This is a genomic window from Pseudomonas rustica, assembly GCF_018336155.1.
Taxonomy (GTDB): Bacteria; Pseudomonadota; Gammaproteobacteria; order Pseudomonadales; family Pseudomonadaceae; genus Aquipseudomonas; species Aquipseudomonas rustica.
In genome coordinates this window covers 197,473-221,142 of record NZ_JAGYHF010000003.1, presented here as the reverse complement: position 1 = coordinate 221,142, position 23,670 = coordinate 197,473, and the positions used below count along the sequence as shown (strand labels likewise).

22 protein-coding genes are annotated in these 23,670 nt (G+C 59.4%); 19 read left to right on the top strand and 3 right to left on the bottom strand.

Annotated features, from left to right (window positions below; translation table 11 throughout):
* The first annotated feature begins 113 nt into the window (after positions 1-113).
* The 5 genes from KFS80_RS06650 (at position 114) to KFS80_RS06630 (ending at position 5,611) form a co-directional block, all read left to right on the top strand.
* Complete coding sequence (locus tag KFS80_RS06650; RefSeq protein WP_053118654.1) at positions 114-617, top strand: ureidoglycolate lyase; 504 nt, start codon at positions 114-116, stop codon at positions 615-617.
* 51 nt (positions 618-668) lie between these two features.
* Positions 669-1,976 carry a urate hydroxylase PuuD gene (locus KFS80_RS06645; RefSeq protein ID WP_212544302.1) on the top strand — a complete coding sequence of 436 codons (1,308 nt, stop codon included), beginning with the start codon at positions 669-671 and terminating at the stop codon, positions 1,974-1,976.
* Positions 1,977-2,143: 167 nt separating this feature from the next.
* Entirely contained in the window at positions 2,144-3,502 is a 1,359-nt protein-coding gene (locus tag KFS80_RS06640) for a nucleobase:cation symporter-2 family protein (protein ID WP_212544301.1), read from the top strand.
* 163 nt (positions 3,503-3,665) lie between these two features.
* The gene (locus KFS80_RS06635; RefSeq protein WP_053118648.1) at positions 3,666-4,451 is read left to right on the top strand and encodes an outer membrane protein OmpK; all 786 of its coding nucleotides are present in this window, start codon (positions 3,666-3,668) and stop codon (positions 4,449-4,451) included.
* A gap of 374 nt (positions 4,452-4,825) precedes the next feature.
* Positions 4,826-5,611: an outer membrane protein OmpK gene (locus KFS80_RS06630; protein ID WP_053118646.1), complete on the top strand. Its 786-nt coding sequence runs from the start codon at positions 4,826-4,828 to the stop codon at positions 5,609-5,611.
* Positions 5,612-5,744: 133 nt separating this feature from the next.
* Here KFS80_RS06630 and KFS80_RS06625 read toward each other — a convergent pair whose 3' ends face one another.
* Both KFS80_RS06625 and KFS80_RS06620 read right to left on the bottom strand, forming a co-directional pair.
* Positions 5,745-6,917, bottom strand: a complete 1,173-nt coding sequence (locus tag KFS80_RS06625; RefSeq protein ID WP_212544300.1) for a patatin-like phospholipase family protein — start codon at positions 6,915-6,917, stop codon at positions 5,745-5,747.
* 35 nt (positions 6,918-6,952) lie between these two features.
* Complete coding sequence (locus KFS80_RS06620) at positions 6,953-7,885, bottom strand: lipid A biosynthesis lauroyl acyltransferase (RefSeq protein WP_053118640.1); 933 nt, start codon at positions 7,883-7,885, stop codon at positions 6,953-6,955.
* 117 nt (positions 7,886-8,002) lie between these two features.
* Between KFS80_RS06620 and minC the strand changes: the two genes are divergently transcribed.
* The 9 genes from minC to KFS80_RS06575 all read left to right on the top strand — a co-directional run bounded on the left by minC (position 8,003) and on the right by KFS80_RS06575 (position 17,364).
* The gene (gene minC, locus KFS80_RS06615; RefSeq protein ID WP_053118637.1) at positions 8,003-8,740 is read left to right on the top strand and encodes a septum site-determining protein MinC; all 738 of its coding nucleotides are present in this window, start codon (positions 8,003-8,005) and stop codon (positions 8,738-8,740) included.
* Between the two features lie 169 nt (positions 8,741-8,909).
* Positions 8,910-9,722 carry a septum site-determining protein MinD gene (minD, locus tag KFS80_RS06610; RefSeq protein WP_007913953.1) on the top strand — a complete coding sequence of 271 codons (813 nt, stop codon included), beginning with the start codon at positions 8,910-8,912 and terminating at the stop codon, positions 9,720-9,722.
* On the top strand, positions 9,722-9,976 hold the full coding sequence (minE, locus tag KFS80_RS06605) for a cell division topological specificity factor MinE (RefSeq protein WP_003223146.1): 255 nt from the start codon (positions 9,722-9,724) through the stop codon (positions 9,974-9,976). Before minD ends, minE begins: the two co-directional genes overlap by 1 nt.
* 175 nt (positions 9,977-10,151) lie before the next feature.
* The gene (locus tag KFS80_RS06600; protein WP_034151766.1) at positions 10,152-10,787 is read left to right on the top strand and encodes an RluA family pseudouridine synthase; all 636 of its coding nucleotides are present in this window, start codon (positions 10,152-10,154) and stop codon (positions 10,785-10,787) included.
* A gap of 15 nt (positions 10,788-10,802) precedes the next feature.
* The gene (locus tag KFS80_RS06595) at positions 10,803-11,903 is read left to right on the top strand and encodes a hypothetical protein (protein WP_212544299.1); all 1,101 of its coding nucleotides are present in this window, start codon (positions 10,803-10,805) and stop codon (positions 11,901-11,903) included.
* A gap of 170 nt (positions 11,904-12,073) precedes the next feature.
* Positions 12,074-13,363 carry a M18 family aminopeptidase gene (locus KFS80_RS06590; protein WP_159814900.1) on the top strand — a complete coding sequence of 430 codons (1,290 nt, stop codon included), beginning with the start codon at positions 12,074-12,076 and terminating at the stop codon, positions 13,361-13,363.
* A 195-nt stretch (positions 13,364-13,558) separates the two neighbouring features.
* Entirely contained in the window at positions 13,559-13,735 is a 177-nt protein-coding gene (locus KFS80_RS06585) for a hypothetical protein (RefSeq protein WP_172680090.1), read from the top strand.
* Positions 13,736-13,810: 75 nt separating this feature from the next.
* A complete protein-coding gene (locus KFS80_RS06580) occupies positions 13,811-15,964 on the top strand; it encodes a mechanosensitive ion channel family protein (RefSeq protein ID WP_212544298.1) in 2,154 nt (717 codons plus the stop codon).
* Between the two features lie 65 nt (positions 15,965-16,029).
* A complete protein-coding gene (locus tag KFS80_RS06575; RefSeq protein WP_212544297.1) occupies positions 16,030-17,364 on the top strand; it encodes an amidohydrolase in 1,335 nt (444 codons plus the stop codon).
* A gap of 522 nt (positions 17,365-17,886) precedes the next feature.
* On the opposite strand, the gene KFS80_RS06570 is transcribed toward KFS80_RS06575, so the two are convergent.
* Positions 17,887-18,600, bottom strand: a complete 714-nt coding sequence (locus KFS80_RS06570; protein ID WP_212544296.1) for a UTRA domain-containing protein — start codon at positions 18,598-18,600, stop codon at positions 17,887-17,889.
* Positions 18,601-18,951: 351 nt separating this feature from the next.
* On the opposite strand from KFS80_RS06570, the gene KFS80_RS06565 reads away from it, so the two are divergent.
* The 5 genes from KFS80_RS06565 to KFS80_RS06545 all read left to right on the top strand — a co-directional run bounded on the left by KFS80_RS06565 (position 18,952) and on the right by KFS80_RS06545 (position 23,574).
* On the top strand, positions 18,952-20,019 hold the full coding sequence (locus KFS80_RS06565) for an ABC transporter substrate-binding protein (RefSeq protein ID WP_141129984.1): 1,068 nt from the start codon (positions 18,952-18,954) through the stop codon (positions 20,017-20,019).
* 133 nt (positions 20,020-20,152) lie between these two features.
* Entirely contained in the window at positions 20,153-20,959 is an 807-nt protein-coding gene (locus tag KFS80_RS06560) for an alkaline phosphatase family protein (RefSeq protein ID WP_212544295.1), read from the top strand.
* Positions 20,960-20,964: 5 nt separating this feature from the next.
* Positions 20,965-21,801 carry an ABC transporter permease gene (locus KFS80_RS06555; protein WP_212544436.1) on the top strand — a complete coding sequence of 279 codons (837 nt, stop codon included), beginning with the start codon at positions 20,965-20,967 and terminating at the stop codon, positions 21,799-21,801.
* Entirely contained in the window at positions 21,788-22,588 is an 801-nt protein-coding gene (locus tag KFS80_RS06550) for an ABC transporter permease (RefSeq protein WP_212544294.1), read from the top strand. The genes KFS80_RS06555 and KFS80_RS06550 overlap by 14 nt, the downstream gene beginning before the upstream one ends.
* Positions 22,585-23,574, top strand: coding sequence for an ABC transporter ATP-binding protein (locus tag KFS80_RS06545; protein WP_159814905.1), 990 nt, complete (start codon positions 22,585-22,587; stop codon positions 23,572-23,574). The genes KFS80_RS06550 and KFS80_RS06545 overlap by 4 nt, the downstream gene beginning before the upstream one ends.
* Positions 23,575-23,670: the final 96 nt, after the last annotated feature.

The following is a 23,670-nucleotide window of genomic DNA, read 5'->3' as shown; positions in this document are numbered from 1 at the left end:
GTGGGAACGCATCACTGGACGCTCTGCGTCCGTTTTGGATGTGACGCGGAGCGTCACGGGCTGCATTCCCACGCGGAGCGTGGGAACGATCACTCAACGAAAAGAAGAACAGCATGCGCACACTAACGATTGAACCGCTGACCAAAGAAGCCTTCGCCCCTTTCGGTGACGTGATCGAAACCGACGGCAGCGATCACTTCATGATCAACAACGGTTCGACCATGCGCTTCCATAAACTGGCGACGGTCGAAACCGCTCAGCCTGAGGACAACGCGATCATCAGCATCTTCCGCGCCGACGCGCAGGACATGCCACTGACCGTTTGCATGCTGGAACGCCATCCGCTGGGCAGCCAGGCTTTCATACCGCTGCTCGGCAACCCCTTTCTGATCGTGGTCGCGCCAGTTGGCGATGAACCTGTATCAGGCTTGGTCCGCGCCTTCGTCACCAATGGCAGGCAGGGCATTAATTACCATCGCGGCGTTTGGCACCATCCGGTGCTGACGATCGAAAAGCGGGATGACTTCCTGGTGGTTGATCGCAGTGGCACAGGCAATAACTGCGATGAGCATTTTTTCAAAGAGGAAGAGCGTCTGTTCCTCGCCCCCCACCAATAAGAGAAGGTCTGATCACTCGACAACAAGAGTGACAGGCGAGAGGTAAAGACTGTGGAAGCACATCTGTTGGAATGGCTGAACCTGAGCGTGCGCTGGGTTCACATGATTACTGGCGTGGCCTGGATCGGCGCGTCGTTCTACTTCGTCTGGCTGGAGAACAACCTCAACCGCGTCAACCCGAAAACCGGTCTGGCCGGTGACCTGTGGGCGATCCACGGTGGCGGTATCTATCACCTCGAAAAATACAAACTGGCCCCGCCGGCAATGCCGGAGAACCTGCACTGGTTCAAATGGGAAGCCTACTTCACCTGGATGTCGGGTATCGCGCTGCTGTGCGTGGTGTTCTACTCCAATCCAACGCTCTACCTGCTGGCTCCGGGCAGCACACTGAGCGGCCCTGAAGGCGTGGCCATCGGTATCGGCTCGCTGTTCCTCGGCTGGTTCATCTACTCCTTCCTGTGCGACTCGGCCTTGGGCAAACGCCCTGCTCTGCTCGGCTTCATCCTGTTCGTGTTGATCATCGGCGCGGCGTATGGCTTCAGCAAAGTGTTCAGCGGTCGTGGTGCGTACCTGCACGTCGGCGCGATCATCGGCACCATCATGGTCGGTAACGTGTTCCGCATCATCATGCCGGCGCAACGCGCACTGGTGGCGGCGATTGCCGAGAACCGCACGCCGGATCCGGCACTGCCGGCCAAAGGCTTGCTGCGTTCGCGTCACAACAACTACTTCACCCTGCCGGTGCTGTTCATCATGATCAGCAACCACTTCCCGAGCACCTATGGCAGCCAGTACAACTGGTTGATCCTGGCCGGGATCGCGGTGTTGGCGGTGTTGGTGCGTCACTACTTCAACACCCGTCACGACAGCCACAAGTTTGCCTGGACTCTGCCGGTTGCAGCGGTAGGCATGATCACGCTGGCGTACGTCACCGGCCCAACGCCGATGTCGACCGCTCCGGAAGTGGCCAAGGCTCCAGCAAAAATCGAGTACCAACCGCTGCCGGAAACGGCTTTGGGTGGTGGCGCGAAACCGGCTGAAGCGGCACCGGCAGCCCCTGCCGAACCTGCTGCACCGGCACAAGCCTCCAACGCCGGCCCTGGCTTTGACAAAGTGCACAGCGTGATTCAAGAACGCTGCGCGGTTTGCCACTCGGCCAAGCCGACCAGTCCGTTGTTCAGCGCAGCGCCAGCGGGTGTGATGTTCGACACCCCTGAGCAGATCCGCCAGAACGCGGCGCGGATTCAGGCACAAGCGGTCACCAGTCAGATCATGCCACTGGGCAACATCACACAGATGACCCAGCAGGAACGCGACCTGATCGGCGCCTGGATTGTGCAGGGAGCCCAGACCAACTAAGCAAAAGCTTCGCGGGCAAGCCTTGCTCCTACCAGGATCACCTGAATCCTGTAGGAGCAAGGCTTGCCCGCGAATAGCCGCAACGCGGTTTTACCTGATGCAAAGAAACAGCTGCGAGCAACCCGGCAGCTGTTCAATCACAAGAATAAAAAGATCTGAGGTGTTGCATGTCCGAGCTGTCCAAAGCGCGCATCCCCGACGCACCCGCCATTCAGCGATTGCCCCTTTTGCAACTGATCCTGGTCGGTTTGCAACATGTTCTGCTGATGTACGGTGGTGCCATCGCGGTGCCGCTGATCATTGGACAGGCCGCTGGCCTGACTCGTGAAGAAATTGCCTTCCTGATCAACGCCGACCTGCTGGTCGCCGGTGTCGCCACCATCGTGCAATCCATGGGCATCGGCCCGATGGGCATTCGCATGCCGGTGATGATGGGCGCCAGTTTTGCCGCTGTCGGCAGCATGGTCGCCATGGCCGGCATGCCCGGTATCGGCCTGCAAGGCATCTTTGGCGCAACGATCGCCGCCGGTTTCTTCGGCATGATCATCGCGCCATTCATGTCCAAGGTCGTACGCTTCTTCCCGCCTCTGGTGACCGGCACGGTCATCACCTCGATCGGTTTGTCGCTGTTCCCCGTCGCCGTAAATTGGGCTGGCGGCGGTGCAGGCGCTACGCAATTCGGTTCACCGATTTATCTGGCCATCGCCGCCCTGGTATTGGGCACCATTCTGCTGGTGCACCGCTTCATGCGCGGTTTCTGGGTCAACATTTCCGTACTGATCGGTATGTGCTTCGGCTACATCCTGTGCGGCGTGATCGGTATGGTCGACCTCAGCGGCATGGCCAACGCACCATGGATTCAGTTCGTCACCCCGCTGCATTTCGGCATGCCGAAATTCGAACTCGCGCCGATCCTGTCGATGTGCCTGGTGGTGGTGATCATCTTCGTCGAGTCCACCGGGATGTTCCTCGCGCTGGGCAAAATCACCGGCCAGGAAGTCTGCCCGCGCATGCTGCGTCGCGGCTTGCTGTGTGATGCTGGCGCCTCGTTTGTCGCCGGTTTCTTCAACACCTTCACCCACTCCTCGTTCGCGCAAAACATCGGCCTGGTGCAGATGACCGGCGTGCGCTGCCGCTCGGTGACCATCGTTGCCGGTGGCTTGCTGATCGTCCTGAGCCTGCTGCCGAAAGCCGCGTTCCTGGTGGCATCGATTCCACCGGCGGTACTCGGCGGCGCAGCGATTGCGATGTTCGGCATGGTCGCCGCGACCGGCATCAAGATTCTGCAAGAAGCCGACATCGGTGACCGTCGCAACCAGTTGCTGGTCGCGGTGAGCATCGGCATGGGCCTGATCCCGGTGGTGCGTCCTGAGTTCTTCGCGCACCTGCCGCTGTGGATGAGCCCGATTACCCACAGCGGCATCGCCATGGCAACGCTCAGCGCGCTGACGCTGAACCTGCTGTTCAACATTCTCGGCGGCAAAGAGCGCGCGGCCATCAACGACTGCCACGCACACCAGCACTAACAGCAACAAAGATATCCCCATGTGGGAGCGGGCTTGCTCGCGAAAGCGGTGTGACATTCAACCCATCCGTTGACTGGAAGAACGCATTCGCGAGCAAGCCCGCTCCCACAAGGGCAAGCAACAGCTCTGCGCCTCAAACAATAAAAACAAGAGGGAGCAACAGATGATTCGTACACAGACAAACATGCTGTTGGGTGGTGGCCTGCTGGCCGCGAGTCAAGCCATGGCTGGCGATTTACTGCTGTGGCAAACCAACAGCCTCAGCTACCTGTACGGCAAGAATTTCGCGATCAACCCGTCGATCCAGCAGACGGTCACGTTCGAGCACGCCGACAAGTGGAAATATGGCGACAACTTTCTCTTCGTCGACAAAATCTTCTACAACGGCGAAGAAGACCGCAACAAAGGCCCGCACACCTTTTACGGCGAATTCACCCCACGCTTCTCGTTCGGCAAGATCTTCGACCAGAAGATCGAATTCGGCCCGATCAAAGACGTGCTGCTGGCGATGACCTACGAGTACGGCGAAGGTGAAAGCGAGGCCTACCTGATCGGCCCGGGCTTCGACCTCAAGGTGCCCGGCTTCAACTACGTCACCCTCAATATCTTCCGCCGCCAGACCGAAGGCCCGCGCCCCGGCGACGGCGTGTGGCAGATCACCCCCGGCTGGTCTTACAGCATTCCCGTGGGCAATTCCGACGTGCTGATCGATGGCTATCTGGATTGGGTGGTCGACAACGACGAGAACTCGCGCGGCACCTATCACGCCAACCTGCACATCAATCCGCAGATCAAATATGACCTCGGCAAAGCCCTGGGCTGGAGTCAGAAGCAGTTGTACGTCGGCACCGAATACAGCTACTGGAAGAACAAATACGGCGTCGAAAGCAGCCACAACCTCGACACCAATCAGAACACCGCCAGCCTGCTGGTGAAGGTGCATTTTTAAGATGACCCGCAACCGTGCCCCATACCTGTCGTCGGTGCTCTGTTGCGGGGCACTTGAGAGCTGGCCGAGGAGTCAGTATTCTCCGCGGCCTCATGAATTCGGTCTAAAAAAAAGCCCGGATTTAATTCCTGACCAACGGGCCAACTTATCCCGGCCCCGGCCAGTACCGAGGCATCCCGAAAACACGCTCAATCGACTGTTTTGCAGCAGCCGACGGGCGTTTTTTTGCTTTTCGAAAAGCCTTGGCCCAGCTCTTGCTAACACCAGCAAAGCTGACCGATTGGATGACTTTTGCAGTAACGAAAAAAGGCGCCACACCAGAGCGCCGATCTTAAAAAAAATAAACGTGGAACACCTACTTTGGGAGCAACCGAATGAAACGTACGTGCACCAGCCTGATGCTTGCGGGATCGATGTTGGCCGGCGGCCAGGCCATGGCCGATGGCCTGCTGCAGTGGCAGAACAACAGCCTGACCTACCTCTACGGTAAGGACTTCAAGGTCAATCCTGCGATCCAGCAGACCGTCACCTTCGAGCACGCCGATGCGTGGAAGTATGGGGACAACTTCCTGTTCGTCGACAAGATCTTCTATAACGGTGACAAGGACTTCAACAACGGCCCGAACACCTACTACGGCGAGTTCCAGCCACGCATCTCGCTGGGCAAGGTACTCGACCAGAAGATCGAATTCGGCCCGATCAAAGACGTCCTGCTGGCGATGACCTACGAGTTCGGCGAGGGTGACACCGAGTCCTACCTGATCGGTCCTGGCTTCGACCTGGCCATTCCGGGCTTCGACTACTTCCAGCTGAACTTCTACCAGCGCCACACCGAAGGCTCGCGCCCGGGTGACAACGTCTGGCAGATCACCCCGGTCTGGTCCTACACCATCCCGGTCGGCGACTCGAACGTGCTGATCGACGGTTACATGGACTGGGTCGTCGACAACGACGAAAACAACCGTGGCGAATACAAAGCCAACCTGCACTTCAACCCACAGGTCAAATACGACCTGGGCAAGGCGCTCAATTTCGGCGAGAAGCAGCTGTACGTCGGTGTTGAGTACGACTACTGGAAAGACAAGTACGGGATCGACGACACCCGTGCGTTCACCACCAATCAGAACGTGACCAGCTTCCTGGTGAAGTTCCACTTCTGATCCGGCGGCGTCCGCAAGGACGCCTTCGCGAGCAAGCTCGCTCCCACAGTGGTTCTATGTTGAATGCGAATTGCGCATACGACGCCGAACCCTGTGGGAGCGAGCTTGCTCGCGAATGGGCTCAAAGCAGACTTCAGGTTGGAACGACTGCCTCAGATATCCCCAAAAACCGGCACAACTCCTCACGCTTGGCCAACGCATCCCTTCGCCCCAAATCAATCAACTCGCTGCAATACCCCGCCTCGAACAACAGATAACTCAACACCCCCGCCCCGCTCGTCTTCGTCGCCCCCGGCCCACGCAAAAACAAACGCAACGCCGCCGGCAATTCCTGGCGATGCCGCGCCGCGATCTCATCAATCGGCTGACTCGGTGAAATCACCAGCACTTCCACCGGCGCCACGCCCAACTCGCGTGTCGGCGTGCCGGCGGGCATCAGATGACTGAACTGGTTGAGCCGCTGCAGCAACTCGATGTCGCTCTCCAGGCTGTCAATGAACGTGCTGTTGAGCATGTGCCCGCCGATCTGCGCAAGTGTCGGCTGTTGCCCGGTGTAGGTGCGTTCCAGCGGCTGCTGTGGATCGAAACCGCGCGGGTTGCCGCTGACGCCGACCACCAGCACGCGACTGGCGCCCAAGTGCAGCGCCGGACTGATCGGCGCCGATTGCCGCACCGCGCCGTCGCCGAAATACTCCTCACCGATTTTCACCGGCGCGAACAACAACGGAATCGCCGAGCTGGCCAACAGATGATCGACCGACAGTTGCGTCGGCACACCAATGCGCCGATGGCGCAGCCACGAATCAATCGTGCCGCCGCCCTGATAAAACGTCACCGCCTGCCCCGATTCGTAGCCGAACGCCGTCACCGCCACCGCATGCAATTGCTTGCGCGCGATGGATTCGGCGATGCCGGGCAGGTGCAGTTTTTCGTTGAGCAGGTCGCGCAGCGGCGAACTGTTGAGCAGCGCCACCGGCAGATGCCGACCGAGGCCAAGCAGGCTGTGGCTGACAAAACGGCTGGCCTGACGGATCACGCCGGGCCAGTCACTGCGCAGCACGCGATGGCTGCGAAAGCCTTGCCAGAACAGTGTCAGCCGCTCGATCGCCGCGCGGAAATCGCTGGCGCCGCTGGCGAGGCTGACCGCGTTGATCGCGCCGGCCGAGGTGCCGACGATCACCGGGAACGGATTGTCCGCGCCCACCGGCAACAATTCGGCAATCGCCGCCAGCACGCCCACTTGATACGCCGCCCGAGCCCCGCCGCCGGAAAGAATCAAACCTGTGACCGGTTCCGCTGGGCTCATCGCAACACTCCGTGGTGCTTAGGGGATGGGGTGAATCAACCGCGTTTGGCGTACAACTTCGGCTCGCCCGGTGGCCGGCTCTTGAAGCGTCGATGCGCCCATAAGTATTGCTCCGGGCAATCGCGCAAAACGCCTTCGACCCATTGGTTGATGCGCAGGCAATCGGCTTCTTCGGTCTCACCGGGGAAATCTTCCAACGGCGGATGCACCACCAGCCGATACCCGCTGCCGTCCGCCAGACGCTCCTGAGTGAACGGCACCACCAGCGCCTTACCCAGCCGCGCGAATTTGGTCGTCGCCGTCACCGTCGCTGCCTGAATGCCGAACAGCGGCACAAAGATGCTTTGCTTGGCGCCGTAGTCCTGATCCGGCGCGTACCAGATCGCCCGACCGGAACGCAGCAGCTTGAGCATGCCGCGCACGTCGTCGCGCTCCACCGCCAGCGAATCAAGATTGTGCCGCTCACGGCCCTGACGCTGGATGAAATCGAACAACGGATTTTTGTGCTCGCGGTACATGCCGTCGATGGTGTGCTGTTGGCCGAGCAACGCCGCGCCGATTTCCAGCGTAGTGAAATGCACCGCCATCAGGATCACGCCTTTGCCTTCGCGCTGGGCTTTCTGCAAATGCTCCAGCCCTTCGACGTGGGCCAGTTTGGCCAGACGCTCACGCGACCACCACCAGCTCATCGCCATTTCAAAAAAAGCGATGCCGGTCGAGGCGAAATTTTCCTTGAGCAGGCGTTTGCGCTCCGCCGCGGATTTTTCCGGGAAGCACAGTTCAAGATTGCGCTTGGCAATGCGCCGCCGGTCGCCGGCGAAGCGATACATCAACGCACCCAAAAATCGACCGATGGTCAGCAACGCCGGATACGGCAGCTGCACGATCAGCCACAAAAGCCCCAAGCCGCACCAGAGCGGCCAGAAGCGTGGAGCAAGAAATGCTTTTCGAAAACGCGGGCGATCCATTAAAGCTTCCGTAAATACAGTGGCCGCGCATTCTACATCGTTCGACCCGGCTTGCGGCCTGCGGGCGTTCTCGTTATAAGTCTCGGCACTTTTAGTGACAAGCCGTTGTATGCCGACATGAGCAAAACCGAACCGTTAAACCAAGATCCCGTGTTCCAGCTAAAGGGCAGCATGCTGGCCATTACCGTGCTGGAACTGGCCCGTAACGACCTCGACAGCCTCGATCGGCAATTGGCCGCCAAAGTTGCGCAGGCGCCGAATTTCTTCAGCAACGCGCCGCTGGTTCTGGCCTTGGACAAACTGCCGCCGAGCGAAGGCGCGGTCGACCTGCCAGGTTTGATGCGTGTGTGCCGTCAACATGGCCTGCGCACCTTGGCGATTCGTGCCAGCCGCATCGAAGACATTGCCGCCGCCATCGCCATCGACATTCCGGTGCTGCCGCCGTCCGGTGCTCGTGAACGGCCACTGGAGATGCCAGAAGCCGAAGTCAAAAAGAAGCCGGAAAAGCCGCCAGAACCGACCGTCAAACAGACCCGCGTCATCACCACGCCAGTACGTGGTGGCCAACAGATATACGCGCAGGGTGGCGATTTGGTCGTGGTCTCCTCGGTCAGTCCGGGGGCGGAACTTCTTGCCGATGGCAACATCCATGTATACGGCCCGATGCGTGGCCGTGCGCTGGCCGGCGTGAAGGGTGACACCAAGGCACGGATTTTCTGTCAGCAATTAAGCGCTGAACTGATCTCCATCGCCGGTCATTACAAGGTTTCCGAGGATTTGCGCCGCGATCCAATGTGGGGCTCGGGCGTACAGGTCAGCCTGTCGGGCGACGTGTTGAACATCATTCGGCTTTAACGGATACTGCCGCATTTTCCAAGCATCTCTAAAACGTAGCGAAAACGGCTCAAACGAAGTAGGAAAAAGGCCTAAAGCCAAATTCCAGCCAAGGCTGTCCGACTGCAGTAGTTTTCAAGAGATGTTTTTCAGGGGCTAAAAAGTCCTTCTTCCTTAGGGGTGAAACACCTTGGCCAAGATTCTCGTGGTTACATCCGGCAAGGGTGGTGTGGGTAAGACCACCACCAGCGCCGCTATCGGTACCGGCCTCGCTCTGCGCGGCCACAAAACAGTGATCGTCGACTTCGACGTGGGCTTGCGTAACCTTGACTTGATCATGGGTTGCGAGCGCCGCGTGGTGTATGACTTCGTCAACGTGGTCAACGGCGAAGCCAACCTGCAACAGGCGCTCATCAAAGACAAGCGCCTGGAAAACCTCTACGTGCTGGCCGCCAGCCAGACCCGCGACAAAGACGCGCTGACCGTCGAAGGCGTGGAAAAAGTCCTGATGGAGCTCAAGGAACAATTTGAGTTCGTCGTCTGCGACTCCCCGGCGGGCATCGAGAAAGGCGCGCACCTGGCCATGTACTTCGCTGATGAAGCGATCGTCGTGACCAACCCGGAAGTGTCCTCGGTACGAGATTCGGACCGCATGCTCGGCCTGCTGGCGAGCAAATCGCGTCGCGCCGAACGTGGCGAAGACCCGATCAAGGAACACCTGCTGATCACTCGCTACCATCCAGAGCGTGTGGAAAAGGGCGAGATGCTGGGCGTTGAAGACGTCAAGGAAATCCTCTCGGTCACCCTGCTCGGCGTGATCCCGGAATCCCAGGCGGTGCTCAAGGCATCCAACCAGGGCGTACCGGTGATTCTCGACGACCAGAGCGATGCCGGTCAGGCTTACAGCGATACCGTCGACCGTTTGCTGGGCAAAGAAAAAGCCCACCGTTTCCTCGATGTCGAGAAGAAGGGATTCTTCGAGCGCCTGTTTGGAGGTAGGTAATGAACCTTTTTGACTTCTTTCGTGCCAACAAAAAGCCAAGTACCGCCTCGGTAGCGAAAGAGCGTCTACAGATCATCGTGGCGCATGAGCGCGGCCAGCGCAGCACGCCGGATTACTTGCCAGCCTTGCAGAAGGAACTGGTCGACGTGATCCGCAAGTACGTCAACATCGGCAACGACGACGTACATGTTGCACTGGAAAGCCAGGGCAGTTGCTCGATTCTGGAACTCAACATCACCCTGCCCGATCGCTGAGTCGATCAGGTAGTCGCTGCGGCGGCTCGGGCTGTTGATGCTCGTGTAGGCGCTGCCGAAGGCTGCGATCTTTTGATTTTGTTTTTGACAATCAAAAGATCGCAGCCTTCGGCAGCTCCTACAGGGTTATCAGCAGTCCCGAGCCGCCGTTGGCATTTGTTACGAGGCTGTTTTAATGCCGTTGTCCAACATCCACATCATCCATCAGGACGCCGCTGTACTGGTGGTGAACAAACCGACGTTGCTGCTTTCGGTGCCCGGTCGCGCCGACGACAACAAGGATTGCCTGATTACCCGTCTGCAGGAAAACGGCTACCCGGAAGCGCGCATCGTCCATCGTCTGGACTGGGAAACCTCCGGCATCATTCTGCTGGCCCGTGACGCCGACACGCATCGTGAACTGTCGCGCCAGTTTCATGACCGTGAAACCGAAAAGGCCTACACCGCGTTGGCCTGGGGTCAGCCGGAACTGGACAGTGGCAGCATCGATTTGCCACTGCGGTACGATCCGCCAACCAAGCCGCGCCACGTGGTCGATCACGAATTCGGCAAACATGCGCTGACCTTCTGGCGCGTGCTCGAGCGTTGCGGCGACTGGTGCCGCGTCGAGCTGACGCCGATCACCGGCCGCTCGCACCAGTTGCGCGTGCACATGCTGTCCATCGGTCATCCGCTGCTGGGTGACGGGCTCTACGCCCACGAACAAGCCTTGGCCGCCTGGCCGCGTCTGTGTTTACACGCGAGTATGTTGAGCTTCACCCATCCTCAGACCGGCGAACGCTTGCGCTTCGAATGCCCGGCACCGTTTTAAGGATTTTTGTTTCGGATGAGTTGTATTGATTCCCTCGCCACACCCCTGAAAAAAACCCGCCAACAGTTGCTGTACCTGATTTACGGCAATCAGGATGTCTACCGCCGCGAGGCCAAGTTCAGCATCCTCACCGTGTTGTCCCAGGCGAAAAACGGCCAGCTCCCGGCGATCAGAATTCTCACTGATCGCCCGCAAGATTACGCCGGCTGGCCGGTCGACACGGTGTTCCTCGACGAAGCGACGCTGACGCGCTGGCAAGGCACGAATGGCTACCACCATCGCCGCAAGGCCTGCGCCATCGCCGCAGGCATGCAATGGGCGGAGAAGACGCTGTTCGTCGACACCGACACGCTGTTCACCGATCATCCCAGCCGTCTGCTCGATGCCATCGGGCAGGATTGCTCGGTCATGGATCGCTTCGAGTACGACTGGAAAGACGTGCACCAGCGCAGCGACTATCTGAAGCTTGCGCGCGACCTCAGTGCGTATGGCGTGACGCCGGAAAACGGCTTCAAGCTCTACAACAGCGGCCTGTGCGGTGTCACCGAAAACGATCTGGATTTGTTTGAAGAATCGATCAGCATGATCGACCAATGCACGGTCGGCGGTTTCGAGATTCACACCATCGAGCAGATCGCGTTGTCGTATGCCCTGCGTGAACGCCGGGTTGTGGAAGCGCGAAAATACGTCTATCACTACTTCGCCGAAAAGCGTTTTTTCCATGCGATGCAGACGTACTTCTTCTCCCAGCATGGCGAAACGTTCAGTCAGCGACTGGTGGATCTGTGCCGCGACGTGCCGCGAGTCAAACCGTTCCCGTCGGCCTGGCAGCGCCTGAAAATCAAATGGAAACTGCGCAACCAGAGCGGCGCCTTGCGCAAGGTCGGTCGAGACTTGTTGTATGGCAGCGCCGCACCGGATGATCCGTACTACAGCGCCTGCCGCCATGAGTGGTGGGAATGTGCGTCGCGGGAGATTCTGCGCTGGGACGAGAGCCGGCAGAAAAAGCTCCTGAGCCAGAGCCGCTGGCCAAAACAGCTGCCACGCCCGGACAAGCCGGAAGACGAGAAAGTCATCATGCGCTACCTGAAAAAACGCGTGTTCACCCCCCGCTAACCAACCCCACCCCTTGTAGGAGCAAAGCTTGCTCGCGAAAGCGCTGTGTCATTCAGCATAGATGTTGCTGACCCGACGCCTTCGCGAGCAAGCTCAGCTCCTACAGGTTTTGCGTTCGCAATGGGCGTCAACCGCGTTAAACTCCCGGCCATTGCTGTCTGGAGCTTGTTATGCGCGAAGAGTTGAACCAAGGCCTGATCGACTTCCTCAAGGCCTCCCCTACCCCGTTCCACGCCACCGCCAGTCTTGTGCAACGTCTGGAGGCCGCCGGTTTTGTGCGCCTCGACGAACGCGAGCCGTGGACCACCGAGCCTAACGGCCGCTATTACGTTACTCGTAATGACTCCTCGATCGTCGCGATCAAAATGGGCCGCACCTCGCCGCTGCACGGTGGCATCCGTCTGGTTGGCGCGCACACCGACAGCCCGTGCCTGCGCGTCAAACCGCAGCCGGAACTGCAGCGTCAGGGCTTCTGGCAACTGGGCGTTGAAGTGTATGGCGGCGCACTGCTGGCGCCGTGGTTCGACCGCGATCTGTCGCTGGCCGGCCGCGTGACCTTCCGCCGCGACGGCAAGGTCGAAAGCCAACTGATCGACTTCAAGGCGCCGATCGCGATCATTCCCAACCTGGCCATTCACCTCAACCGTGAAGCCAATCAGGGCTGGGCGATCAACGCGCAAACCGAACTGCCGCCGATCCTAGCGCAATTCGCTGGGGACGAACGCGTCGATTTCCGCGCCGTGCTCACCGATCAACTGGCCCGCGAACACGGCTTGAACGCCGACGTCGTGCTCGATTACGAGCTGAGCTTCTACGACACACAAAGTGCTGCAGTGATTGGCCTGAACGGCGACTTCATTGCCGGCGCGCGTCTCGACAATCTGTTGTCGTGCTATGCCGGTCTTCAAGCGCTGCTGACTGCCGAAACCGACGAAACTTGCGTGCTGGTCTGCAACGATCACGAAGAAGTCGGCTCCTGCTCGGCCTGCGGCGCTGACGGTCCGATGCTCGAACAAACCCTGCGCCGTCTGCTGCCGGAAGGTGACGAGTTCGTTCGCACCATCCAGAAATCCCTGCTGGTCTCGGCCGACAACGCCCACGGCGTGCACCCGAACTACGCCGACAAGCACGACGCCAACCACGGCCCGAAACTCAACGCCGGCCCGGTGATCAAGGTCAACAGCAACCAGCGCTACGCCACCAACAGCGAAACCGCCGGTTTCTTCCGCCATCTGTGCATGGCCGAAGAAGTGCCGGTGCAAAGCTTCGTGGTGCGCAGCGACATGGGCTGCGGCTCAACCATCGGCCCGATCACCGCCAGCCACCTCGGTGTGCGCACCGTCGACATCGGCTTGCCGACCTTCGCCATGCACTCGATCCGCGAACTGTGCGGCAGCCACGACCTGGCGCATCTGGTGAAAGTGCTGAGCGCGTTTTACGCCTGCCGCGATTTGCCTTAAAAGCCTTAAAAGCTTCGCGAGCAAGCTCTGCTCCTACACAAGCCTCACCTCTGTAGGAGCAAGGCTTGCCCGCGATGAGGCCGGTTCAGCCAGCACAAATTTCATCAAGAAACCGGCTCAACTCTGATACACATCAGCACCTCCCAAACAAAAGCCACCTAGACTTTAATCATCCCTTTCGACAAGGCTGTCTCCATGATCACGATGTCTTCGTTCCACGCCATGCTCATTCCGATCCTGTGCGGAATGCTCCTGCTGGCCATCGGCTTCAACTTCCGCGACAAGAACGCCGGTGTTTTCGCCATGTGGGTCGGCATGCTGTTGATACTCGCTACCGTGGTTTACAAGATCCTCGCCAAACTCAACGAATAACCGCGCACCGGCTCGCATTGCAGCAGGCGGGCTCGTACACTCGTTCGATCCGCCCATTGCGAGGTTGACCGCCTAGTGTTTGCTCGTCTTTTTGCTTTACCCAGTCTGTTCCTCGTCTGCCTGATGACGCTGCTGCCGCTGGCGCCTGCCCAGGCGGTCGGTCTGCCCGGCCTGCTCAACACCAACAAGGCCCAGCCCGAAGCGCAAGAACCCCTCGGTCAATCCCTCGACGAAGTCATCAAGTCGCTGGAAAACGACAAGCAACGCGCGCAACTGCTCACCGACCTGAAAAAGCTGCGCGACGCCACGAAAAAAGCCCAGACCACACCTGAAGAGGGCGTACTCGGCCTGATCGGCGGCACCCTCGCCAATTTCGAAAAACAATTCACCGGTGCTGACAGCCCGCTCAATCGCTGGTCTGCCGAGTTCGATCTGGCCAAAGATGAATTCAGCGCCTTGATGATGCCGGCCAGCGAATGGCTGCCGGTAATCTTCGGTTTCGCCATGATTCTGATGGTCTGGAGCCTGCTCGCCGCTGCGCTGATCTGGCTCAGTCATCGCGTGCGCATGCGTTTTGGTCTGACCGAAGAACTGCCGCAACACCCCAAAGCCCTCGACATGCTGCGCTTCGCCCTGCGCAAACTCGGGCCGTGGCTGATCGCTTTGGTCATCACCGTCTACATGAGTTACGCCTTGCCTTCCTCGTTGGGTAAAAGCCTGGCGATGGTGTTGGCGTACGCATTGGTGGTTGGCACCTGCTTCTCGGCAATCTGCGTGATTGCTTTCTCCCTGCTCGATGGCCCGCACCGCCATCGCGCGCTGTACATCCTGCGTCATCAGGCGTTCCGGCCGTTGTGGCTGATCGGCAGCTTCGCCGCGTTCGGTGAGGCGCTGAATGATCCGCGTCTGATCGAAAGCCTCGGCGTGCATCTGGCCCACACCGCCGCGACCGTCGCCAATGTCCTTGCTGCAATTTCAACCGGCCTGTTCATTCTGCGGTTCCGCCGACCGATTGCGCACCTGATCCGCAACCAGCCCCTGTCGCGACGCCTGACCCGCCGCGCGCTCAGCGACACCATCGATATCCTCGGTACCTTCTGGTACGTCCCGGCGCTGGTGCTGGTGGGGATTTCGCTGTTCGCGACGTTCTTCTCCGCCGGCGATACCAGCACTGCTTTGCGCCAATCGATGATCTGCACGGTGTTGCTGGTGCTGTGCATGGTGATCAACGGCCTGGTGCGTCGCCACTCGCTGAAACCGCAGCGCGGGGCCAAACGCCATGCGCTGTATTCGGAACGACTGAAAAACTTCTTCTATACCCTCGCCCATCTGCTGGTGTGGCTGGCGTTTATCGAGTTGGGTCTGCGGGTGTGGGGCAAGTCGCTGATCACTTTCGCAGAAGGCGACGGGCATGACGTCAGCGTAAAACTGTTCAGCCTCGCTGGCACGCTGCTGTTTGCCTGGCTGATCTGGATTCTCTCCGACACCGCCGTGCACCACGCCCTTACCCGCTCGCGCAAAGGCCTGGCCAATGCCCGCGCGCAAACGATGATGCCGCTGATCCGCAACGTGCTGTTCGTGGCGATTTTCATCATCGCGCTGATCGTCGCGCTGGCGAACATGGGCATGAACGTTACGCCACTGCTGGCCGGTGCCGGTGTGATCGGTCTGGCCATCGGTTTCGGTGCGCAGTCGCTGGTTGCCGACTTGATCACCGGCCTGTTCATCATCATCGAAGATTCGCTGGCCATCGATGACTACGTCGACGTCGGCGGCCACCTCGGTACCGTCGAAGGCCTGACCATCCGCACCGTGCGCCTGCGCGACATCGACGGCATCGTCCACACGATCCCGTTCAGCGAAATCAAAAGCATCAAGAACTACTCGCGGGAGTTCGGCTACGCGATCTTCCGCGTCGCGGTGCCGTACAACATGGAAATCGACGACGCGATCAAACTGATGCGCGACGTCGGCCAGAAAATGCGCACCGATCCCCTGCAACGCCGCAATATCTGGTCGCCGCTGGAAATTCAGGGTGTCGAGAGTTTTGAGTCCGGCAGCGCGATTTTGCGTGCACGGTTCAAGACGGCGCCAATCAAACAGTGGGAAGTGTCGCGGGCGTTCAACCTTTCGCTGAAGCGGCATCTGGATGAAGCCGGACTGGATCTGGCCACCCCACGCATGAGCGTACAAGTGATCACTGCCGGCGGTGGCGAGCCTAAGGAATAGCACTCAGGCGCGCAGTTGCAGTCACAGGCAGGGAAGCCCAAAAACAATAACCAAGGAGAAACCCGATGCAACTGACCCGCATTGCCCAGGCCGTTCTACTCACCCTGTTCGCCTGTCACGCCGGCGCCACCACCATGGAAAGCACGCGCACGCAGATCGCCGAGCAGGCGCAAAAGCTCGAACCGGAACTGCTGGAAACCCGCCGCGACATCCACGCCCACCCCGAACTCGGCAACACTGAAAAGCGCACGTCGGAACTGGTCGCCAAACAACTCAAAGCCATGGGCCTGGAAGTCAAAACCGGCGTGGCGCGCACGGGCGTGGTCGCCGTCCTCAAAGGCGCCCTGCCCGGCCCGACCGTTGCCCTGCGCGCCGACATGGACGCGCTGCCGGTCAAGGAAGTCTCCGACCTGCCATTCGCCTCGAAAGCCAAAGGCACCTACCTCGACAAAGAAGTCGACGTGATGCACGCCTGCGGCCACGACGCCCACACCGCGATCCTGCTCAGCACGGCGAAAATTCTGACCGGCATGCGCGACACCCTGCCCGGCACCGTGGTGTTCTACTTCCAGCCCGCCGAAGAAGGCCCGAGCGACTTCATCCCCGACGGCAAAAATACCTGGGGCGCGAAAATGATGGTCGAGGAAGGCGTGATGAAATCACCGAAACCCGACGCCGTCTTCGGCCTGCACGTCTGGGCCGGCGTCCCCGCCGGCCAAATCACCTACCGCCCCGGCCCGACCCTCGCCAGCTCCGACGACCTGCGCATCAAAATCCTCGGCAAACAAACCCACGCCGGCCGCCCTTGGGACGGCATCGACCCGATCACCGTCGGCGCACAAACCATCGTCGGCCTGCAAACCGTGGTCAGCCGCCGCACCGACATCTCGTCGTTTCCATCGGTGGTCAGCATCGGCACCATCAACGGCGGGACGCGCTACAACATCATTCCCGAATCGGTCGACATGACCGGGACGATCCGCTCATACGACTACGGCATCCGCCAGAAACTCCACGCCGACGTACGCCAGACCGTCGAAAAAATCGCCGAAAGCGGCGGTGCCAAAGCGGACGTCACCATCATCGAAAAATACGACCCGACCATCAACAACCCGGCACTTACCGAAAAAATGCTGCCGACGTTGAAGTGGGCGGCCAAGGATGACGTGGTGCAAGGGCCGCTGGTGGGCGGGGCCGAGGACTTCTCGTTCTTTGCCAAAGAAGCGCCGGGGCTGTTCGTGTTTTTGGGGGTGACGCCGCGGGATCAAGACATGAGCAAAGATGCACCGAATCATAATCCAGGGTTCTTTGTCGATGAGTCGGCGCTGGTGGTTGGCGTGAGGACACTGGCCTCGTTGGCGACGGATTATTTGTATGCCAACGCGCAGACAGACAAGTAAAGAGGCGGTGACTGTGGGGGCGCTTTCGCGAGCAGGCTCGCTCCTACAGTGGATCGAGTTCAATCAGCTAAGAATGGGAGGCCCGGAGGCCGCCATCGCTGGCAAGCCAGCTCCCACAGGGGATTGAGTCCACCCGTTATAAATAGGTCGGCTGTCAGGCCGCCTTCGCGAGCAAGCTCTGCTCCTACAAAAGCAAAAGCAAAAGCCGAGCGCGCCATGCTTCTCACCACTCAATAGGCCGAGTGTCAGCTCGCCTGCTTTTGATCTTGATCTTAGAGCCCGTCGGGAGGCTGAGTGGAGGGATTCATACGGGGAAAGCATCGAGAGGAGGTGCAGCGAAGCAAACCGTAGGCGATGCCCCCGGATGAACCCGGAGCGAAGGAACCCGAGCCTTAGCGAGGGCCGGACGTCAGGGCACAGACCTTTTGGTTACTTTTGGGGCGTTTGCCAAAAGTGACCCGCCGTAAGGGCGGAACCATAATCAGCAACACCCGCAGCAACGGATATGCCCCCAAAAAACGATCAAACAACGTCGACCCCGACATGAATCGCATCATGCCGCCAAAACTCCAGATCACAATCAATCAACCGCTCATGCTGATCATAATTAACCCGAGCAATCCGTAACCCCGGACTCCCCACCGACACCCGCAAAGCCGCCGCCGCATCCACCGACAAAGACGTCGGCACAATCTCAAAGCGCACCCGCCCATAGTGCAAATCGTAATGCCGCGCATACAACTCAGTAATCGACTGATTCAAATCAAACTCAAGAATCCCCGGAAAAAACTGCGGATTCAAATAGTGCTCCACATACAACACCAACCGCCCGTCAATCCGCCGCGACCGGCAAATCTGAATCACGCTGGACAGCGCCGGCAACTGCAACCACTCGCATACCGCCGCCGACGCCGGTTGCAGCCGCGCCGAAATCACCTCGGTCGAAGGCTCACGTCCCTGCGCACTGACCATCGCGTGAAAGTGACTGCGCTGCATCAGGTTATAGGCCAGCCGCGGCGGCGAAACGAACCAGCCGCGCCGCTCCTCACGATAAATCTGCCCCTGTGCCTCCAACTGCAACAACGCCTCACGCACAGTAATCCGCGTGGTGCCAAACAACTCACTGAGCTTGCGTTCGGCCGGCAACTTACTGCCCGCCGCCAACAAACCGTGGTCGAGCTGCTCCTGCAACACCTGGCCAATGGCCGTCACCGCTTTTGTTGCCTCATCACGCATCAACGTTACCTATCTGGACTAGACCAGCACTGTTTCGGGGCAAAACCGCACGGCGATCAAACCGTTTTGTAGTGATGCAAGCCTAGGCAGTACAGATGACCGAGAGATGACAAAACTACCCAACGGTCATCCTCACGGCTTGCAATACATCGGCCAAGTCCCTTGCTCACCGGGCCTTTGCGCATGGTCTACGCTTATCGGGCACCTGCCGATATCGGCCAGATAAAAGGCCTGGCGCGAGGCCACCGACATCAAAGTGTCATCCAGCCCCCTTAAATTGGCTCAGGTATTGCTGACCTAGACCAACAACCACCGCAATCGCAGCGTTGAACACGACCAAGGAGCTTCGGAATGAAACAGCTTTTCCTGGCAACACTGTTAGGCTCGACCATTGCACTGTGCACCTCCGCCATGGCGGCCGGCACCGATCTGAAAACCCTCGAAGCCGCTGCGAAAGCGGAAGGCGCCGTCAACAGCGTCGGCATGCCCGATGACTGGGCCAACTGGAAAGGCACCTGGGAAGACCTGGCCAAAACCTACGGCCTGAAACACATCGACACCGACATGAGCTCGGCTCAGGAAATCGCCAAGTTCGCGGCGGAAAAAGACAACGCCACCGCTGACATCGGCGACGTGGGCGCCGCGTTCGGCCCGATCGCGGTCAAGCAAGGCGTGGTGCAACCGTACAAGCCAAGCACCTGGGATCAGGTTCCGGACTGGGCCAAGGACAAGGACGGCAACTGGGCACTGGCCTACACCGGCACCATCGCCTTCATCGTCAACAAAAAGTTGCTGCACGGTTCCGAAGTACCGACCAAATGGGCTGACCTCAAGGGCGGCAAATACAAGGTCTCCATCGGTGACGTAAGCACCGCCGCACAGGCTGCCAACGGCGTTCTCGCTGCGGCACTGGCCAACGGTGGCGACGAGAAAAACATCAAACCTGCGCTGCTGTTGTTTGCAGACATTGCCAAGCAAGGTCGCCTGTCGATGGCTAACCCGACCATCGCCACCATGGAAAAAGGCGAGATCGAAGTCGGTGTGGTCTGGGACTTCAACGGCCTCAGCTACAAAGCCAAGATGGCCAACCCGGATGACTACGTGGTGTTGATCCCGTCCGACGGTTCGGTGATTTCCGGCTACACCACGATCATCAACAAGTACGCGAAAAACCCTAACGCCGCCAAGCTGACCCGCGAATACATCTTCAGCGACGCCGGCCAGACCAACCTCGCTCGCGGCAACGCGCGTCCGATCCGCGCCGAGCACCTGCAACTGCCAGAAGACGTGAAGGCCAAACTGCTGCCAAACGAGCAGTACAAAAAGGTCACCCCGATCAAAGACGCCGACGCCTGGGAAAAGACCTCCAAAGCCCTGCCACAGCAGTGGAACGAAGAAGTCATCGTCGAGATGAAGTAATCCTTCATCTGTAGGAGCTGCCGCAGGCTGCGATCTTTTGATCTTGCCCTTTAAAAGCAACATCAAAAGATCGCAGCCTGCGGCAGCTCCTACAGGGGTTGGTTCCAGTTTTGTTTTCGGAGTTTTTGCCCCTATGAAGCACAACGTCATCCTTGTCGTGCTCGACGGTCTCAACTACGAGGTCGCGCGCCACGCCATGGGGCATCTGCAGGCTTATGTTGGCGCAGGACGCGCCGCGCTCTACCAGTTGGAGTGCGAGCTGCCGGCCCTGTCCCGACCGCTTTATGAATGCATCCTCACCGGCGTGCCGCCGATCGACAGCGGCATCGTCCACAACAACGTCGCGCGCCTGTCCAATCAGCGCAGCATTTATCACTACGCCCGCGATGCCGGTCTGAAAACCGCTGCCGCGGCGTATCACTGGGTCAGCGAGCTGTACAACCGCTCGCCCTTCGTCGCCGCCCGCGACCGCCACACTGACAATCTGTCGCTGCCGATCCAGCACGGGCATTTCTACTGGAACGATCACTACCCGGATTCGCACCTGTTCGCCGACGCCGAAAACCTGCGCCTGCGCCATGATCCGAACTTCCTGCTGATCCACCCGATGAACATCGACGACGCCGGGCACAAACACGGCCTCGACAGTTCGCAATACCGCAACAGCGCGCGCTCGGCGGACATCATCCTCGCCGACTATTTGCAGAGCTGGCTCGACGCTGGTTATCAAGTGCTGGTGACCGCCGACCACGGCATGAACAACGACCGCTCGCACAACGGCCTGCTGCCGGAAGAACGCCAAGTGCCGCTTTTCGTCCTCGGCGATGCGTTCATCTTCAGCGCTGATGCCGCGCCGAAGCAAACGGAAATCTGCGGCACCGTCTGCGAACTGCTCGGCGTGCCCCACGACAAACCTGTGTGCCGGGAGCTGCTCAAGTGAATGCCATGACTCGCGGCAAATGGCTGGCGGCGTTGTGCCTGGTGCCCTTCGCGCTGTTCTTTATCGTCTTCGAAATCGCCCCGCTGGTCTGGGTGATGATCAACAGCCTGCAATCGGAAGAGTTCGGTTGGGGCATCGAAAACTTCACCAAGATCTTCAGTTCGAAGTTCTATCTACAGGCGATCCAGTACAGTCTGGAAATCAGTTTCTGGTCGAGCGTATTCGGCATCACCATTGCCGTGCTCGGGGCGTATTCCCTGCGCCGCGTTGACTCGAAACTGCGCAACTTCGTGAATGCCTTCGCCAACATGACCAGCAACTTCGCCGGCGTGCCGTTGGCGTTCGCCTTCATCATCCTGCTCGGGTTCAACGGCAGCATCACCATCATGCTCAAGCAGGCCGGGATCATTCAGGATTTCAACCTGTACTCGAAAACCGGCTTGATCATCCTCTATACCTATTTCCAGATTCCCCTCGGCGTGCTGCTGCTCTACCCGGCCTTCGACGCCTTACGTGAAGACTGGCGCGAGTCCGCCGCGTTGCTCGGTGCCAATGGCTGGCAGTTCTGGCGGCACATCGGTTTGCCAGTGCTGACACCCGCGTTGCTCGGTACGTTTGTGATCCTGCTGGCCAACGCCCTCGGCGCTTACGCCACGGTGTATGCACTGACGACGGGCAACTTCAACGTCCTGCCGATTCGTATCGCGGCGATGGTCTCCGGCGATATTTCCCTTGACCCGAATCTGGCCAGCGCTCTGGCCGTGGTGCTGGTGGCGCTGATGACCATCGTCACCGTCGTGCATCAACTGCTGTTGAAGAGGAGCTACCATGTCTCGCGCTGAATCCGGCCCGGCCGGCCTCTACCACCGCGTCGTGGTTTATCTGCTGTTCGCGATCCTCTTGCTACCGCTGGTGGGCACACTGGTCTACTCGATCGCCAGCAGTTGGTCGGCGACCATTTTGCCCAGCGGTTTCACCTTCAAGTGGTACATCCAGCTGTGGAGCGATCCACGGTTCCTCCACGCCTTCGGCCAGTCGTTATTGGTGTGCGTCGGCGCGCTGGTGCTGTCGGTGGTGTTGATTCTGCCGCTGCTGTTCGTCGTGCATTACCACTTCCCGAAACTCGATGCGCTGATGAACATCCTGATCCTGCTGCCCTTCGCGGTGCCGCCGGTGGTGTCATCGGTAGGTCTGTTGCAGCTCTACGGTTCCGGGCCGATGGCGATGGTCGGCACGCCGTGGATTCTGATCGGCTGCTACTTCACCGTGGCCCTGCCGTTCATGTACCGCGCGATCACCAACAACCTGCAAGCGATCAACCTGCGCGACCTGATGGATGCCGCACAACTGCTCGGCGCCAGCACCTTTCAGGCAGCCATTCTGGTGGTGCTGCCCAACCTGCGCAAAGGCCTGATGGTCGCGTTGCTGCTGTCGTTCTCGTTCCTGTTCGGTGAGTTCGTTTTCGCCAACATCCTCGTCGGCACGCGTTACGAAACCCTGCAGGTTTATCTGAACAACATGCGCAACAGCAGCGGCCACTTCACCAGTGCGCTGGTCATCTCGTATTTCTTTTTCGTGCTGGTCCTGACCTGGATCGCCAACATCTTGAACAAGGACAAAAGCGAATGAGCTATGTCAGCGTCCAACACCTGCAGAAAAATTACGCGGGCACCCCGGTGTTCAGCGACATCAACTGCGAGATCAACAAAGGCGAATTCGTCACCCTGCTCGGCCCGTCCGGTTGCGGCAAATCTACCCTGCTGCGCTGCATCGCCGGGCTGACGCCGGTGGATGGCGGCCAGATCCTGCTGGATGGCGTCGACATTGTGCCGCTGACACCGCAAAAACGCGGGATCGGCATGGTCTTCCAGAGCTACGCGTTGTTTCCCAACATGACCGTCGAGCAGAACGTCGCGTTCGGTTTGCGCATGCAAAAGGTCAACGCCGACGACAGCCATAAACGCGTGTCGGAAGTTTTGAAACTGGTTGAACTCAACGACTTCGCCAGCCGCTATCCGCATCAACTCTCCGGTGGCCAATGCCAGCGTGTCGCCCTCGCCCGTTCGCTGGTCACGCGCCCACGTTTGTTGCTATTGGATGAACCGCTGTCGGCCCTCGATGCACGAATTCGCAAACACCTGCGCGAACAAATCCGTCAGATTCAGCGCGAACTCGGCCTGACCACGATCTTCGTCACACACGATCAGGAAGAAGCGCTGACCATGTCTGATCGCATTTTCCTGATGAATCAGGGAAAAATCGTACAGAGCGGAGACGCCGAAACCCTGTACACCGCGCCAGTCGACGTGTTCGCCGCAGGCTTTATCGGCAACTACAACCTGCTCGACGCCGAAGCCGCGTCGAAACTGTTGCAGCGCCCGATCAACCATCGCATCGCCATTCGCCCGGAAGCCATCGAACTGAGCCTCAACGGCGAACTCGACGCGCAGATCCGCAGCCATAGCCTGCTAGGCAATGTCATTCGCTATCGCATCGAAGCGCGCGGCGTGGAATTGGTGGTGGATGTGCTCAATCGCTCGGCGGCTGATCTGCATCCCGACGGTCAGCGTCTGGCGCTTTCCATCGATCCGACGGCCCTGTGTGAGGTAGCTTAAAAGCAGCTGCGCGCTTCGAGCTACAAGCTTCAAGTTGTAGACTGCGGCGCAGCTGATTCCAATTCTTGCAGCTCGAAGCTTGTAGCTCGCAGCTGT

Excerpts from the sequence above, each read along its gene's own strand:
- KFS80_RS06550 (WP_212544294.1), top strand. The coding sequence starts at position 21,788 with ATGTCTCGCGCTGAATCCGGCCCGGCCGGCCTCTACCACCGCGTCGTG.
- KFS80_RS06570 (WP_212544296.1), bottom strand. The coding sequence starts at position 18,600 with ATGCGTGATGAGGCAACAAAAGCGGTGACGGCCATTGGCCAGGTGTTG.
- KFS80_RS06585 (WP_172680090.1), top strand. The coding sequence starts at position 13,559 with ATGATCACGATGTCTTCGTTCCACGCCATGCTCATTCCGATCCTGTGC.
- KFS80_RS06640 (WP_212544301.1), top strand. The coding sequence starts at position 2,144 with ATGTCCGAGCTGTCCAAAGCGCGCATCCCCGACGCACCCGCCATTCAG.
- KFS80_RS06625 (WP_212544300.1), bottom strand. The coding sequence starts at position 6,917 with ATGAGCCCAGCGGAACCGGTCACAGGTTTGATTCTTTCCGGCGGCGGG.
- KFS80_RS06575 (WP_212544297.1), top strand. The coding sequence starts at position 16,030 with ATGCAACTGACCCGCATTGCCCAGGCCGTTCTACTCACCCTGTTCGCC.
- KFS80_RS06600 (WP_034151766.1), top strand. The coding sequence starts at position 10,152 with ATGCCGTTGTCCAACATCCACATCATCCATCAGGACGCCGCTGTACTG.
- KFS80_RS06560 (WP_212544295.1), top strand. The coding sequence starts at position 20,153 with ATGAAGCACAACGTCATCCTTGTCGTGCTCGACGGTCTCAACTACGAG.
- KFS80_RS06630 (WP_053118646.1), top strand. The coding sequence starts at position 4,826 with ATGAAACGTACGTGCACCAGCCTGATGCTTGCGGGATCGATGTTGGCC.
- KFS80_RS06590 (WP_159814900.1), top strand. The coding sequence starts at position 12,074 with ATGCGCGAAGAGTTGAACCAAGGCCTGATCGACTTCCTCAAGGCCTCC.
- KFS80_RS06565 (WP_141129984.1), top strand. The coding sequence starts at position 18,952 with ATGAAACAGCTTTTCCTGGCAACACTGTTAGGCTCGACCATTGCACTG.
- KFS80_RS06545 (WP_159814905.1), top strand. The coding sequence starts at position 22,585 with ATGAGCTATGTCAGCGTCCAACACCTGCAGAAAAATTACGCGGGCACC.
- KFS80_RS06650 (WP_053118654.1), top strand. The coding sequence starts at position 114 with ATGCGCACACTAACGATTGAACCGCTGACCAAAGAAGCCTTCGCCCCT.
- KFS80_RS06595 (WP_212544299.1), top strand. The coding sequence starts at position 10,803 with ATGAGTTGTATTGATTCCCTCGCCACACCCCTGAAAAAAACCCGCCAA.
- minC (WP_053118637.1), top strand. The coding sequence starts at position 8,003 with ATGAGCAAAACCGAACCGTTAAACCAAGATCCCGTGTTCCAGCTAAAG.
- KFS80_RS06555 (WP_212544436.1), top strand. The coding sequence starts at position 20,965 with ATGACTCGCGGCAAATGGCTGGCGGCGTTGTGCCTGGTGCCCTTCGCG.
- KFS80_RS06635 (WP_053118648.1), top strand. The coding sequence starts at position 3,666 with ATGATTCGTACACAGACAAACATGCTGTTGGGTGGTGGCCTGCTGGCC.
- minE (WP_003223146.1), top strand. The coding sequence starts at position 9,722 with ATGAACCTTTTTGACTTCTTTCGTGCCAACAAAAAGCCAAGTACCGCC.
- KFS80_RS06620 (WP_053118640.1), bottom strand. The coding sequence starts at position 7,885 with ATGGATCGCCCGCGTTTTCGAAAAGCATTTCTTGCTCCACGCTTCTGG.